This is a genomic window from Methylobacterium brachythecii, assembly GCF_014196345.1.
GTDB classification, from domain to species: Bacteria; Pseudomonadota; Alphaproteobacteria; order Rhizobiales; family Beijerinckiaceae; genus Methylobacterium; species Methylobacterium brachythecii.
This window is the reverse complement of sequence record NZ_JACIDN010000002.1, coordinates 399,759-413,174: the sequence shown is the minus strand read 5'-3', so window position 1 is coordinate 413,174 and position 13,416 is coordinate 399,759. Positions and strand designations below refer to the sequence as shown.

Below are 13,416 nucleotides of genomic sequence, written 5' to 3'. Positions count from 1 at the left end.
CGATCGCCTGCTCGCGTGCTTCCGGTGATGCGCTCGGTGCCTGCGGAAGCCGCGAGGCCATCTCGTCGTGGTGCTCGGGCTCAGACATCGGGCATCTCCCCGTCGAATTCCTCCTTGAGGCGGCGCCGAGCCTCGAACAGGCGCCACGACACCGTCGTCTCGGCGATGCCGAGCGCAATGCCCGCCTCGGCGTGGGTCAGGCCCTCGCCGGCCACGAGAACCACGGCCTCGCGTAATCCAGGCTCGAGGCGGGACAGCGCATTCTCGAGCCAGATGCGGCGATGGGGATCACGGCCATCGCCGCCGGCGCGGACGAGGATGGCGAGGCCCTGCCGCAGCCGGGACAAAGTCGCGCCGCGGCGACGATGATCGCGGCAGGCATTCGCCGTGATGCCGAACAGCCAGGTGGAGAAGCGCGCCTCGCCGCGGAAGCCGGCGATCCTGCCGGCGAGCGCGCAGCAGACCTCCTGCACGACGTCTTCTGCATCCTCGCGCGATCCGGTCATCCGCCAGGCGATGCGGTGCATCCGGTCGTAATTTTGGCGCAGCAGCGCTTCGAAGGCAGCGCGGTCGCCAGCGCGCGCCCGGGCGACGAGGTTGCGGTCGGGATCAGGAGGCGGCAAATCCACGGCATCCGGCATCCCAAGATCGGGCGCGGCGCGCGCGTCGGCGACCGAGGCATCACCCCGGAGCCGATCCGCCCCGCTCCAGCCGATACTGCGCTGCACGCTCTCAGCCTCTTCTGCCGGCTCTCATCCCATAAGACGCGCGCCGCTGACGAATCCTTTGCGAGAATCTGCAGATTGTTGGCTCGGGCTTCGGTGTCCGCCCACACGGCCTTCGGCCATGGGCGTTGCGAACATGAATGCAACGGTCGCCGCGCGCGCGTGCGCCAGTTGATTGTGTGCAGTACAATCTTCCTTTAAGAACCGTCTCTTAGCCGCCGATCATGTGCCGAAGCGTCCCGTCCTCAGTTGTCGAGGCTCGAGCTGGCGAGTTGTTTGCATCGCTGCGGCAAGATGTGACGTGACGGATTTGGCGATCACCTGCGCCGGAATGAGACGAGGACTGCACGTATGAGCAAGCCGGGCCGAGCCGACGACCCGCAACGTCTGGACAATCAGCTCTGCTTTGCGGTCTACGCCGCAGCGCACGCTTTCGGCCGCGCCTACCGTGCCATGCTGACCCACCACGATCTTACCTATCCCCAATACCTCGTCCTGCTCGTCCTCTGGGAGGAAGAGGGTCTGACGGTGAAGGATATCGGCACGAAACTGTTTCTCGATTCCGGGACCTTGACGCCGCTGCTGAAGCGCCTGGAGGCGGCAGGCCAGGTTCGCCGGGTGCGTGACCGGGCCGACGAACGCCAGGTCAGCATCTTCCTGACCGACAAGGGCCGCAGCCTGAAGGGCAAGATGGAGTGCCTCCCGCTCGACGTCGGCGGCATGACGGGCCTCGATATGGAAGCTCGCCGCACCCTGCTCGATACGCTCGCCGGGATGCGCACCGAACTCCATGACCGCGCCGGGGCCGAGGCATCGGCGGCCGCCGTAGCCTGACCCCTATCCATAGCAAAGAAGCCGCTCCAATGGAGCAGCTTCTTTGTCTTTCGGCGCCAATCCGATGATGTGAGCGAGTGGAAATGCTCACATCATCGTTCGATCGCTCAGTTCTTGGACTTGAGATAGGCGATCACGTCGTCGACCTTCTTGGAATCCTTGATGCCGGCATACATCATCTTGTTGCCGGGGATCTTTTTCTTGGGGTCCGTGATCCACTCGTGCAGGTTTGCCTCATCCCACGTGATGCCCGAATTCTTGAGGGCTGCATCGTAGTTGAAGCCTTCCTTCGTGCCGGCCTTGCGGCCAACGACGCCCTGCAGATCCGGGCCGGCGCCATTCTTGCCGAATGCGTGGCAGGCCTTGCACGGCGCGAACGCCTTCTCGCCGGCCGCGGCATCGCCTTCGGCGTGGGCAGCGAGGGGAAGAAGCGCAGCGAACGCGACGCCGAGGATGAGATGACGCATCAAAATTCCTCCTTGGAGGCGGCAATGGCCGCCCTTGGGCTGGTGGTAGAGCCGCTTAGCTTTAGAACAGATAAAGACTGGAAACGCTACCCGGGTTCCCTCCCCGAAGGGCCGAAAGCGTTGCCTTGGCATGCACTTCGCTCATTCGCAGATTGCCGCAGGCCGTGCGTCGGCGGCCGTTTTCCGCTAACTTGGTCCTGCACGCATAACCCAGGTTAAGCCCGCGAGGCTGAAGCGGGGCTGAAGCGAGCGCGGCACGTGCGAGGGCAGAGATCCTCGACCGAAAATTCTGAGTGGAGACGCCGGATGTCGATCGCCTTTCCCGTCCCGAATGCCGACATCGTCGCCCGTCGCGAGGCCATCATCGACGGCTTGAGGCCACTGGTCGCGGCCGAGGCTCTGATCACGACGGAGGACGAGCGACGCGTATTCGAGTCGGACGGTCTCACGGCCTACCGCAAGATTCCGCTCGCCGTGGTGCTGCCCTCGACGACCCAGGAGATCTCGGCAGTGATGGCCTATTGTCACCGGCAGGGGGTGCCGGTGGTGGCGCGCGGTGCCGGCACGTCGCTCGCCGGAGGCGCGATCGCGCAGGAGGACGCCATCATCCTCGGCGTCGGCAAGATGACCCGCGTGCTCGACATGGACTTCGCCAACCGCACGGCGCGGGTCGAAGCCGGGATCACCAATCTCGCGATCTCCGGCGCGGTCAGCCACGAGGGTTTCTTCTACGCGCCGGATCCGTCGAGCCAGCTCGCCTGCACCATCGCCGGCAACATCGCCATGAATTCGGGCGGCGCGCATTGCCTGAAATACGGCGTCACCACCAACAACCTGCTCGGCGTCACCCTCGTGACGAACGACGGCACGGTAGTCGAGATCGGCGGCGACCATCTCGACAGTGGCGGCTACGATCTCCTCGCGCTGGTCTGCGGCTCGGAAGGTCAGCTCGGCATTGTCACCGAGGCGACGGTGCGCATCATCCGCGCTGCCGAGGGCGCGCGCCCCGTGCTCGTCGGCTTCTCGTCGGTCGAGGATGCCGGCCGTTGCGTCGCCGCGATCATTGCAGCCGGCATCATCCCGGTGGCGATCGAGTATATGGACAAGGAGGCGATCCTCATCACGGACGACTTCGCCAAGGCCGGCTACCCGCGTGATGCCGCGGCGATGCTGATCATCGAGGTCGAAGGCTGCGACGAGGAGTGCGAGGACATGCTCGCGCGCATCGAGGCGATCGCCAAAGACTTCCGCCCGACCAGCATCCGTGTGTCGAAGTCGGAAGCCGAGTCCGCAGCGATCTGGAAGGGCCGGAAATCCGCCTTCGGCGCGACGGGGCGCATCTCCGATTACATCTGCATGGACGGCACCATTCCCACCGGCCAACTCGGCCCGGTGCTGGAGCGGATCGGTCAGATCTGCGCCGGTCACAATCTCCGCGTGGCCAACGTCTTCCATGCCGGCGACGGCAACCTGCACCCGCTGATCCTGTTCGACATCAACACGCCTGGGGAGCTGCAGAAGGCCGAGGCCGCGGGCGATGAGATATTGAAGCTCTGCGTCGAGGTGGGCGGCTGCCTCACCGGCGAGCACGGCGTCGGCATCGAGAAGCGCGAATTGATGGTCTTCCAGTACACCCGTGAGGACCTGGAGCAGCAGATGCGGGTGAGGAACGTGTTCGATCCGGCCTGGCTGATGAATCCGGCCAAGGTGTTCCCGCTGGAAAGGCGCGTGATGGCGTGAGGCTCAGGCCTCGCGGCCGAGCCGCTCGCAACGGAAGGCGCCGTAACCTCTGCGCGCCAGACGCTCCGCGAGGGAGGGTAGGAAAACGACCGCTTCGGCCCCAAGCGTCCAGGGCGGGTTGATCACCACAAGCCCGGTGCCGTGCAGGCGGGTCTCGTCGTCGGGCCGGTCGATCATCAGGTCGATGCGCAGTGCCGGCCGCTCCAAATCGCGATCGAGCGCTGCGATCATCCGGTCGAGCGCCGAGACGTCCTTGATCGGGTACCAGCCCAGGAAAATCCCCGTCGGCCATTTGCGCGCCACCTTGAGCAGGCTGCTGCCGAGACGGTCGATCTCGCCGCGCTCTTCGTAGGGCGGATCGATCAGGACGAGTCCGCGGCGCTCGGGCGGAGGGATCATCGCGCCGAGGGCGGTCCAACCGTCGAGATGCAGCACCTTGGTGCGGCTGTCGCTGCGGTAGAGCTCGGCCAGGGTCGCGGAATCGGCCGGGTGCAGCTCGACGAAGATCCCCTTGTCGCCGCTGCGCAGAAACTCGCGGATCAGCGACGGCGAGCCGGGATAGATCGTCGGCCCATGCCGCTCGCGTACCGCCGCAACCGCCGCGCGATAGGGCGCGAGGAGTGCCTCGACCTCGTCGGAGAACGGCGCGTCGAGTCGGCCCCATCCTTCGTGCCACTCGCCAGTCCGGCCGGATTCGTCGGCAGTCAGATCGTAGAGGCCGAGCCCGGCATGGGTGTCGATCGCGCGGAACGGCTTGTCCTTGGCGGAGAGGTGAACGAGCACGCGCGTGAGCACGAGATGCTTCAGGACGTCCGCGAAATTGCCGGCGTGGAAGGCGTGACGATAGTTCAGGGCTTCTGTCTCCCAATGCGGACTTAGCCTTCGGCCGCGCCCGAGAATGGGTCTGGGCGCACGGCATCGAGTTCGGGCATTAAAACGACGCTCTCCTGCTCGTTCGGATCGGTGCGGGCGATCACGGCGATGCAGGGTTCGTCGGCGCTCGGGTTGTAGGGTAGGTGAGGCACCCCGGCCGGGATGTAGAAAAAGTCGCCGGGGCGGACGATGGCGTGCTCCTCGAGCTCGTCGCCATACCAGCAGCCCGACACGCCGCTCAGTGCATAGATCGCCGTCTCGTGCGCCTCGTGCTTGTGCGCCTTCGCCTTGGCGAGCGGCGGGATCGTGACGAGCTGGAGATGGATGCCCGTGGCGCCGGCGCTCTCCGCCGAGATGCCGACGGCGTAGTCGAGCCCTTGCTTGCCGGTGAAGGGGGCGCCGGCCTGGACGAGGCGGCAACTCGGCCGGCTGGAAGAGCCCGTCATGCTGCGATCCTCGATCAACTACTGCATTGCGGAGCGGCCGTTGGATCGAGCCCTAGCCGGCTTTGCGGCGGCCGGGCAACCAACAGGCGTCAGCGACCCGCGTCGATCTCGACGTCGCCGCCGCGGCAACCCTGACGCGCCACCGTCGGGCAACTCGTGAAGCCCTTGAGACCCTTGTCGAAGCAGATTCGGACTTCTTCGAGCTGGCCGCGCTTGCAGGTCACCGTCATCATGTCGGTGCGCAGACCCTGATTGGCATCGGCGAACTGGCGCGCGATATCGAGGGGCGCGGCGCGCTGGCTGGAGGTAGGCTTGCGGTAGGGTTCGGGGATCGTCACCGCCTGCCGCGCCTGCTTCACGGCCTTGAAATAGGCCACCGGGTCGAGCCCGGAGCACGTGCCGTGCGTCTTCCACTCGTGCCGCGCGAGCCCGGCGCTCGGCATGATCTCGCCCGCGGCCTTCATCGCATCGCCGGTCAGCGGGCGAGGGAAGGCACCGCAATTCGAGGGGAAGCCGCGGGTATATTGCGGCCAGAGGCCATGCACCACGAAGCCGAGGCCGCGTCCGGGCGAGCATTGTCCGTCGGCATCGCGCGAGGCCCCCGGGCCGGCGCAATAGCTCGGCGACCAGGACAGGGACAACACGTAGAAATCGAAGGAGCCCGGCTCCCCGCCCGCGCCCCGCCCGCGGAATCCACCGTAATCCTGGGCCTGCGCGCCCGTCGCGCCGAACAGAGCGAGGAGCGCGAGCCCGAGGCCGCGCATCAGGGGCGGGCCATCCGGCAGGCAGTGGAGTAGGCGTAGGCGAGATTGCGGTCGAGGCCGTGGACGCAATAGTCAACGCCCCAGGTGGCGCTGATGAAGCCGAGGCTCTCGCGCACCGAGTAGTCGATCCGCCGACGAACACCGTCGGAGGTCGTCGCCACCGCCGAGCAATAACGGCGCGGAATGAAATCGACGCCGTAGGGGCGCCAGGCGGTGCGGCTGATGGTGTCGTAGGACGCGATGGTCAGCGAGGTGTTCCAGTACTTCGCTTCCTTTTCGGCGAACTTGCTGGAGATCTCCTCGAGCACACCGGTATCCTGGCAACCAGGAATGTTGGCATCGTAGGGGAAGACCTGCTCTTCGGCCGGCGAGATTTCTTCGCGGGCCGAGCGCGCCGAAGCGGGCTGGATCGCCTGCAAGGCCAGAAGACCAAAGGTCAGGGCGGACAGGGCGAGGGCGGAGGGGGCCAGGGGCTTACGCATCGCGTCTCGGATCACTTCAATCGCAGGATCGGATCGTTAACGCGGACGATGGCCTCCCGCCGTTGCAAGTCAAGCTTGTCCCGGCCGCCTGCGCCGCTTTTGCGGACGGATGGGGAGTCGTGGGCACACTCTCGGTAGGGCGTGCGGCCGATCAGTAGATCGAATGGGCGGAGGACTCGACGTCGAAGGAGGAAGGCTCGTCAGATCCCGCGCCGGCAAGGCCTGGCCGCTCCGGGGGAGCCGCGGCATAGGTCGAGCGGGGCGAGGGCGTGCGGGCGTATTGCGACCCGCTCGCCCTCGCCGAGGCTGGGCTCGCGCCGTAGGGATCGTCCGTCTCCTGGTCGATCGGTGCCTGGGGCGGTGCCGCCTGACGCATGGGCGGCCGTGGGCTGGCGAATTGGCGCGGCTGGCCGTCGGCGCCGATCTGAGCCTCGAACTTGATCACCGGCTTGCAGATCCGGCGCAGGCCGCGCGGGTCGTGCCGGGCGAGATCGACGTGGATGTGATCGTAGTGGAACACGTTCGAGCCCGGCGCGAGCACGGTGGTGAAGCGGGCACAGGCTCCCGTGAAGACCTCGCGAAGGAAGGCCTGCTCGGCTTCCGTGCCGCGCCAACCGCCCTTCACGGTGATGACGTGGTCGTCGGCGAGCTTGAACGACATGATGTCGATGGCATTGCCGTAGGAATGCTCCGACAGCTTGGCGCCGACCTGATTGTTCTGGCCGCGGCAGGAATAGGTGCCGGCGTTGATCTCGGTGACGGGCACGCCGAAATAGAGATTGGCGGCCGGCTGGATCGTGTCGGCGAGCCAGGCCTCGGCCTCGGCGAGGGCCGAACAGCCGAGGGTCATACGCTGCTTGAGTGCAACGGTGCCGTTGCCGAGACGCGTGATCTTGAAGGGCTGCTGGATGCCACAGGGGCCGGGTCCGTCGATCTCCTTGCCGAGCGAGACATAGGCCGTGGGGTGAACGAGCCCGCGCGCCATGCACACGCTCTCGGCCTGATCACGCCAGGGCGCGCGCGCCTCGAACCGGTTGACGGCGCAACCGGCCAAGCCAGCGAGGAACACCGCCGGGATCGAGAATGCGAGTACGCTACGCCACATGGTCGCGACAATGCGAAGGAGCGCGTAAACGAGGCGCTAACGGTGCCGCGCTTTGCCTCGCGTAGCGGTGGACAAGTGTTGACAGCGTCCATCCAGCGCACAGAACGGCTGACATGCTCTCCCTGATCGACATCCGTACCCGCATCGAGGCCGGTGATCTCACGCACCGGCAAGCCATCGCCGAGGCCCGGGAAGCGATCGCCGAGCGCGATCCCAGCATCGGTGCGGTCGTCTGCAGCGATCCCGAGCCGGCGGTACCGGAAGAGGGACGCCTCGCCGGCATCGCCGTCGGCATCAAGGACATCATCGATACGGCGCACCTTCCGACGCAGATGGGCTCGCCGATCTACCAGGGCTGGCAGCCTCGGGCCGACGCGGCGATCGTGTCGCGTCTCAGGCAGCTCGGCGCGGTGCCGCTCGCCAAGACCGCGACCACGGCCTTCGCTGGCCTCGATCCGACGGTGACCGTGAACCCGCGCGACCACGGCCACACGCCCGGCGGCTCGTCGTCGGGGACCGCCGCCGCGGTTGCCGCCGGAATGCTTCCGCTGGCGCTCGGCACGCAGACGGGTGGCTCGGTGATCCGTCCGGCGGCGTTCTGCGGCGTCGCCGCGATCAAAGCCTCGTTCCGCCTGCTGCCGACGGTCGGCGTGAAGACCTTCTCCTGGGCGCTCGACACGCTCGGACTGTTCGGCGCCTCGGTGCCGGACATCGCCCGTGCGCTCGCGCTGATCGCCGACCGCCCGGAGATCGACCTCACCGACGATGCGCCGAGCGCTCCCCGTATCGGCATCTGCCTGCAGGGTTTCGCCGGCGACGCGGATCCGGACGCTGCGGCAGCCCTATCGCAGGCGGCCCGTGCCGCCGAAGCGGCGGGCGCCATCGTCACCGACGTGTCGTTGCCGGATGCCTTCGCGCGGGCCTGGGATCTGCATCCCGTCATCCAGGATTTCGAGGCGCGTCAGGCGCTGGCCTGGGAATATGCCCACCATCGCGAGGCTCTTCCCGCCTTGCTCGGGCCGCAGCTCGACCGCGCCCAGGCGCTCACTGCGGCGCAATACGACTCCGCGCGCCGCGAAGCGCATCACGCCCGCCGCCAGCTCAAGGACCTCTTCGGCGAGGTCGACGCGATCTTGACCTATTCTGCCGTCGGCCGCGCGCCACGCGGACTCGGCTCGACGGGGGATGCACGCTTCAATCGTCTCTGGACGCTGATGGGCGTGCCTTGCGTGAACGTGCCGGTGCCGGGCGATGGGTTGCCGCTCGGCGTGCAGGTCATTGCGCGGTTCGGGCGTGACGGTCAGGCGCTCGCCGTGGCGCGCGCGATCGAGTTGGCACTGGCACGGGGCTGAGGGCGGGTCAGGCTCGACCGGCCACTTCCATCTCTGCCAGATCCTCGACCGGCTGCTGCATCACGGCGGCGGCGAGCATGGCTTCCAGGACGATCAGGTCGGCCTCCGGATCGGGCTGCCAGCCGCAGCCGCAGCTGCCGCCGGGGCCATGCGCGGCCGCCGTCTGGCGATAGAGATGGCCGAGCGCGCGGGCGGCCGCTTCGAGCGCTGCCATCACCGGTATCGGCTCGTTCTGGACGGTCCGCCAGAAGGCGCAGGTGAGCGCGCGTTCCAGCGAGGACTGGCGGGAGCGTTCTTCGAACGGGCGCATGGCAATCGGCAATCCGGTGCTCATGCCCGATCCTCCGGCTCCACGCCGAAGCGCGTATCGAGGCTGTCGAACAAGCCGAAGACGTCGTTCAAGTGGAGGCCGATGGCCGAGCCGTCCCACCAAGCGATCCGGGCGCATTCCCGGATCAGATCCAAGACCTGCGCAAGTTCACCTTCGAGATTGCCGAAATCCAGACGCCACGGTGCCGAACGGGGCACCGCAAAGGCGGCAGAGCCGTGCGATGGATGAAGAGCGATCGGACTGAAGGCTTTCGACATGAGCACTTCAGTGAACGATGCGCCCAAACCGATCAAGTCTTTGGCTAAACATTGGAAATAATAAAAAGCATGCAGTCTGGATTGGATCTGAAGTAGATATTTAGAAGAATTCAACGTGGTTTGGAAAGACGAGAAAGGCCATCGGGTTGGGCGTCGCCCTGCCAGGCGTCAGCGCACGGGAATGTCGAATGCCGTCGCGGGATTAGGCTCGCCGGCCAGCGTGAAATGCCACCATTCCTGCGCGTAGGGGCGGAAGCCGGCGCGAATCATCGCGTTGCGCAGCACACCGCGAGCCGCCATCTGCGACGGGGTGAGATGGCGCCAGCCCGGCGCCGATTCCGGTCCGAACCAGTCGAAGGGCGTGCCCATGTCGACCTCGCCGCCGCCGCCGAGACGCACCAGCGTCAGATCGACCGTCGAGCCGCGGGAGTGGGCCGAGCGCGTGGCGATGTAGCCGAGCCGGAACAGGTCGCGCTTGTCGATGCGCGGGTAGAACTCCGCCTTCATCCGTGTCTCGGCGGGATCGGCCGCCCAGGCCACGAAGTCGGCCACGGCTCGGGTCGGGCGATAACAGTCGAACACCTTCAGGCCGTATCCGCGAGGCGCGAGATCGGATTGCGCGTTCGCCAGGGCGCGCGCTGCCTTCGCAGTCAACAGGCAGCGTGGAGCCTCGTATCCGGCGATCGGCCGGCCGACGAAATTGTGCGAGCCGGCATAGCGCATCTCGGCGACGAGGCCCGGTACGATCCCGGCCGCGTCGACGAAGGGATCCTGCGCCTGCGCCGGCAGGCAACCCACCAGAAGTGCGGCGAGCGTCGGCGGCAAGCCTCGCATCAGCGGAACGCCACGAGGGTGGCACCAGCCGCGATCAGGACGACACCGAGCCAGTTCACGCCCGAAAGCCGTTCGCCGAGGATGACGACGCCGAAGATCGCCACCAGCACAACGCTGAGCTTGTCGATCGGCGCGACCCGCGCTGCATCTCCCAGGGACAGAGCGCGGAAGTAGCAGAGCCACGAGGCGCCGGTCGCGAGGCCGGACAGCACCAGGAACAGCGCGCTACGGCCTGGGATCTGGCCGAGTGCGTGCGTCTGCCCTGCGGCGATGACGATCGCGCCGGTGAGGAACAGGATCACGACGGTGCGCACGAAGGTCGCCACGTCGGATTCCACGCCCGTGACGCCGACCTTGGCCAAAATCGCGGTCAACGCCGCGAACCCCGCCGAGAGCAGCGCCCAGAACCGCCAGGATTGCAGCAGGTCGGCCATCGCGTTCGCTTACAGGATCTGGCGCATCAGTAGCAGGCCCAGCGCGAGGCCGCCGATGCCGATGATCAGCGAGGCCATGATATAGCCCAGCGCCGCGACCGTCTCACCTCGCTCGATCAGGGAGAACGCCTCCAGCGAGAAGGTCGAGAAGGTGGTGAAGCCGCCGAGGATGCCGGTCGCGATGAAGAGGCGTGCCTGCATGCTGCCGCCGCGAAGGGCGAACCAGCCGGTGACGAGCCCCATCGCGATCGAGCCGACAATGTTGATCGTCAGCGTGCCCCAGGGAAAGCTCGATCCAAAGCGGACGGCTGTCATGTTCACGCTGTGGCGCAGCACGCCGCCGATGCCGGCGCCGAGAAAGACGAGGAGTGGGTTCATCGGGTCAGTGGGAAAGCTTGCGGATAGCCTGGCGATACCGTGCATCCGCTCTTCATCGCAACGTATGCGGCGGTCCAAGCAAGCGAAATGATCGGCAGCCATGTCGCCGTCGATCAGGAGCGAGAACTCACGCCGCCAGGATCTTGTCCACGGTGATCGGCAACTCGCGGATGCGCTTGCCGGTGGCGTGATGGATCGCGTTGCCGATGGCGGCGGCGGTGCCGACGATGCCGATCTCGCCGACGCCCTTCACGCCGAGCGGGTTCGCCTTGTCCTCTTCCTCGACGAAGATCACGTCGATGTCGTGCACATCGGCATGGGCGGGCACGTGGTACTCGCCAAGATTGCGGTTCATGAAGCGGCCGAGGCGGTGATCGAGCACGGATTCCTCGTGGAGTGCCGAGCCGATCCCCATCACCACGGCACCCATGATCTGGCTCCGCGCGGTCTTGGTGTTGAGAATCTTGCCCGCAGCGATCGCTGAGACGACGCGCGTGACCCGAACGATGCCGAGGTCTTCGTCGATCTTCACCTCGGCGAAGACGGCGGAGTGAGTGTAGGCCTCGTACTTCTTTTTGAAGTCCTTGTCCGGACTGGCGGATTCGGTCGCCTCGATCTTGTCCTTGCCCGCAGCTTTCAGCACATCGGTCAGCGCGACGCTACGTGAGGCGTCGCCTGCGACCTCGATCCTCCCATTGGCGAAGACCACGCGCTCGAAATCGACATTGGCCAGCGGCGAGCCGTCCATGCCGCGCGCGAGCTTGAAAGCCTGCTCGGCGACCTTGCGGCAGGCCTTCATCACGGCGGTGCCGGAGGATGCCGCGGTCCAGGAACCGCCAGCGACGGGAGCCTGAGCGAGGTTCGTGTCGCCGAGCTTCGTCGTGACGTGGTCCATCGGCAGCCCGAGGGCGTCCGCGGCGATCTGCGTCAGGATCGTATAGGTGCCGGTGCCGATGTCGGCGGTGGAGTTGCCGACTTCGAGCCGACCGTCGGCAGTGAGCGTGGCGCGGGCGCTCGACTGCATCATCAGCGATTCCCAGATGCCGGTCGCCATGCCCCAGCCGACGAGCTCCCGGCCGTCGCGCATCGAGCGGGGCTCGGGGCTGCGCTTCGACCAGCCGAAACGCTCGGCGCCCTGCTCGAAGCAGGATTTCAGCGCCTTCGACCCGAATGGTTTTTCCTCGACCGGGTCGGTCTCGGTGTAGTTGATGAGCCGGAGCTGGATCGGGTCGATGCCCGTCGCGCAGGCCAGCTCGTCCATGGCCGTTTCGAGGGCGAAGATGCCCGTCACCGCGCCTGGCGCACGCATGTCGCCGGGGGTCGGGGTGTCGAGCTTGGCGAGCCGATAGGTCAGCTCGACGTTGTCGCAGGCGTAGAGAATGCCCGACCAGTTGACGATGTTCTCCTGGTAATCCTCGTAGGTCGAGGTCCCGTGCACGGCGTCGTGCCGGATCGCCTGAAGCTTTCCACTCCCGTCGGTACCGAGGGAGACCGTCTGGATCGCGCCGGGGCGGTAGGTGAAGCTCCACATCTGGTCGCGGGTCAGTACGACGCGCACCGATCGATTCAGATCCTGTGCCGCCAGCATGGCCAGGAAGAGCTGGTATTGCGGCCGCAGCGCACCGCCGAAGCCGCCACCCATATACGGGCTCAGGCAGCGCACCTGCTCCGGCTTCAGGCCGAAGGCATTGGTCAGGTAGAGCTGGGTGTTCGCGACGCCCTGGATCTTGTCGTAGACCGTATAGGTGCCATCGTCCTCGACGATGACCGTGGAAGCCTGCGGCTCCATCGGATTATGGTGCTCATGCGCGATCCGATATTGCTGTCTCAGCTTGATTGGTGCGCCATCGAAGGCAGCTCCGGCATCGCCCCAGGGTTTCGGCGGCGGCTTGATGCCCGAGCGCTTCTTCGGCGGATCGTAGGCCTCGTCCGCGATGGCTGCGATGTCGGTTTGCGGCGTGTCCTCCTCGTAGGTGACGGTCACCAGCGAGGCGGCATGGCGTGCGGTCTCGAACTCTTCGGCAACCACCAGCGCCACTGGCTGGCCGGAGAAGACGATGGTCTCGTCGTAGAGCGGACGGAACGGAAGGCCCGGCGGCGCCACCATGTCCTGATAGGCCTTGGCCTCGCCGGCCACGCTCGGACGGTTCTGGTGGGTGATCACCTTCAGGACACCCGGCACGGCCTCGGCCGCACTCACGTCGATCGCGGTAATCCGGCCCTTGGCGACCGTGCTCGACACGACGTAGCCATGCGCAAGGTTCTCGGCAGAGAACTCGCCGGCATATTTGGCGAGCCCCGTGACCTTGGCGGGTCCGTCGACCCGGCTGAGCGCGCCGCCGACGAAGCGGTCGCGGCCGGCACTGGTGCTGATCTGCGTTGCCATTCGCGAAC

16 protein-coding genes are annotated in these 13,416 nt (G+C 66.6%); 3 read left to right on the top strand and 13 right to left on the bottom strand.

Annotation, left to right across the window (positions count from 1 at the left end):
• Nucleotides 1-80: 80 nt before the first annotated feature.
• On the bottom strand, nt 81-728 hold the full coding sequence (locus GGR33_RS05980; protein WP_284211266.1) for an RNA polymerase sigma factor: 648 nt from the start codon (nt 726-728) through the stop codon (nt 81-83).
• 348 nt (nt 729-1,076) lie between these two features.
• On the opposite strand from GGR33_RS05980, the gene GGR33_RS05975 reads away from it, so the two are divergent.
• Nucleotides 1,077-1,559, top strand: a complete 483-nt coding sequence (locus GGR33_RS05975; RefSeq protein ID WP_183502879.1) for a MarR family winged helix-turn-helix transcriptional regulator — start codon at nt 1,077-1,079, stop codon at nt 1,557-1,559.
• A 107-nt stretch (nt 1,560-1,666) separates the two neighbouring features.
• Here the strand turns inward: GGR33_RS05975 and GGR33_RS05970 are convergent, their stop codons facing one another.
• Nucleotides 1,667-2,026 (bottom strand): c-type cytochrome, encoded by a 360-nt coding sequence (locus tag GGR33_RS05970; RefSeq protein ID WP_183502877.1) that lies wholly within the window; start codon nt 2,024-2,026, stop codon nt 1,667-1,669.
• Between the two features lie 306 nt (nt 2,027-2,332).
• On the opposite strand from GGR33_RS05970, the gene GGR33_RS05965 reads away from it, so the two are divergent.
• On the top strand, nt 2,333-3,766 hold the full coding sequence (locus tag GGR33_RS05965; RefSeq protein WP_183502875.1) for an FAD-linked oxidase C-terminal domain-containing protein: 1,434 nt from the start codon (nt 2,333-2,335) through the stop codon (nt 3,764-3,766).
• Nucleotides 3,767-3,769: 3 nt separating this feature from the next.
• Here the strand turns inward: GGR33_RS05965 and GGR33_RS05960 are convergent, their stop codons facing one another.
• The 5 genes from GGR33_RS05960 to GGR33_RS05940 all read right to left on the bottom strand — a co-directional run bounded on the left by GGR33_RS05960 (nt 3,770) and on the right by GGR33_RS05940 (nt 7,436).
• Nucleotides 3,770-4,618, bottom strand: a complete 849-nt coding sequence (locus tag GGR33_RS05960; RefSeq protein WP_183503563.1) for a 23S rRNA (adenine(2030)-N(6))-methyltransferase RlmJ — start codon at nt 4,616-4,618, stop codon at nt 3,770-3,772.
• Nucleotides 4,619-4,641: 23 nt separating this feature from the next.
• Nucleotides 4,642-5,085, bottom strand: a complete 444-nt coding sequence (locus GGR33_RS05955; RefSeq protein ID WP_183502873.1) for a cupin domain-containing protein — start codon at nt 5,083-5,085, stop codon at nt 4,642-4,644.
• Between the two features lie 89 nt (nt 5,086-5,174).
• Nucleotides 5,175-5,849, bottom strand: coding sequence for a ribonuclease T2 family protein (locus GGR33_RS05950; RefSeq protein ID WP_183502871.1), 675 nt, complete (start codon nt 5,847-5,849; stop codon nt 5,175-5,177).
• The gene (locus GGR33_RS05945; RefSeq protein ID WP_425488747.1) at nt 5,849-6,331 is read right to left on the bottom strand and encodes a hypothetical protein; all 483 of its coding nucleotides are present in this window, start codon (nt 6,329-6,331) and stop codon (nt 5,849-5,851) included. The genes GGR33_RS05950 and GGR33_RS05945 overlap by 1 nt, the downstream gene beginning before the upstream one ends.
• Before the next feature lie 151 nt (nt 6,332-6,482).
• Complete coding sequence (locus GGR33_RS05940) at nt 6,483-7,436, bottom strand: extensin-like domain-containing protein (RefSeq protein WP_183502869.1); 954 nt, start codon at nt 7,434-7,436, stop codon at nt 6,483-6,485.
• 113 nt (nt 7,437-7,549) lie between these two features.
• On the opposite strand from GGR33_RS05940, the gene GGR33_RS05935 reads away from it, so the two are divergent.
• A complete protein-coding gene (locus tag GGR33_RS05935; RefSeq protein ID WP_183502867.1) occupies nt 7,550-8,788 on the top strand; it encodes an amidase in 1,239 nt (412 codons plus the stop codon).
• Nucleotides 8,789-8,795: 7 nt separating this feature from the next.
• Here the strand turns inward: GGR33_RS05935 and GGR33_RS05930 are convergent, their stop codons facing one another.
• The 6 genes from GGR33_RS05930 to GGR33_RS05905 all read right to left on the bottom strand — a co-directional run bounded on the left by GGR33_RS05930 (nt 8,796) and on the right by GGR33_RS05905 (nt 13,408).
• A complete protein-coding gene (locus GGR33_RS05930; RefSeq protein WP_183502865.1) occupies nt 8,796-9,122 on the bottom strand; it encodes a hypothetical protein in 327 nt (108 codons plus the stop codon).
• A complete protein-coding gene (locus GGR33_RS05925) occupies nt 9,119-9,412 on the bottom strand; it encodes a hypothetical protein (protein WP_183502863.1) in 294 nt (97 codons plus the stop codon). Before GGR33_RS05925 ends, GGR33_RS05930 begins: the two co-directional genes overlap by 4 nt.
• A 132-nt stretch (nt 9,413-9,544) precedes the next feature.
• Complete coding sequence (locus GGR33_RS05920) at nt 9,545-10,210, bottom strand: M15 family metallopeptidase (protein WP_183502861.1); 666 nt, start codon at nt 10,208-10,210, stop codon at nt 9,545-9,547.
• Nucleotides 10,210-10,644, bottom strand: coding sequence for an EamA family transporter (locus GGR33_RS05915; RefSeq protein WP_183502859.1), 435 nt, complete (start codon nt 10,642-10,644; stop codon nt 10,210-10,212). Before GGR33_RS05915 ends, GGR33_RS05920 begins: the two co-directional genes overlap by 1 nt.
• A 9-nt stretch (nt 10,645-10,653) precedes the next feature.
• Nucleotides 10,654-11,022 carry a fluoride efflux transporter CrcB gene (gene crcB / locus GGR33_RS05910; RefSeq protein WP_183502857.1) on the bottom strand — a complete coding sequence of 123 codons (369 nt, stop codon included), beginning with the start codon at nt 11,020-11,022 and terminating at the stop codon, nt 10,654-10,656.
• 127 nt (nt 11,023-11,149) lie between these two features.
• Nucleotides 11,150-13,408 (bottom strand): xanthine dehydrogenase family protein molybdopterin-binding subunit, encoded by a 2,259-nt coding sequence (locus GGR33_RS05905; protein ID WP_183502855.1) that lies wholly within the window; start codon nt 13,406-13,408, stop codon nt 11,150-11,152.
• Nucleotides 13,409-13,416 lie beyond the last annotated feature (8 nt).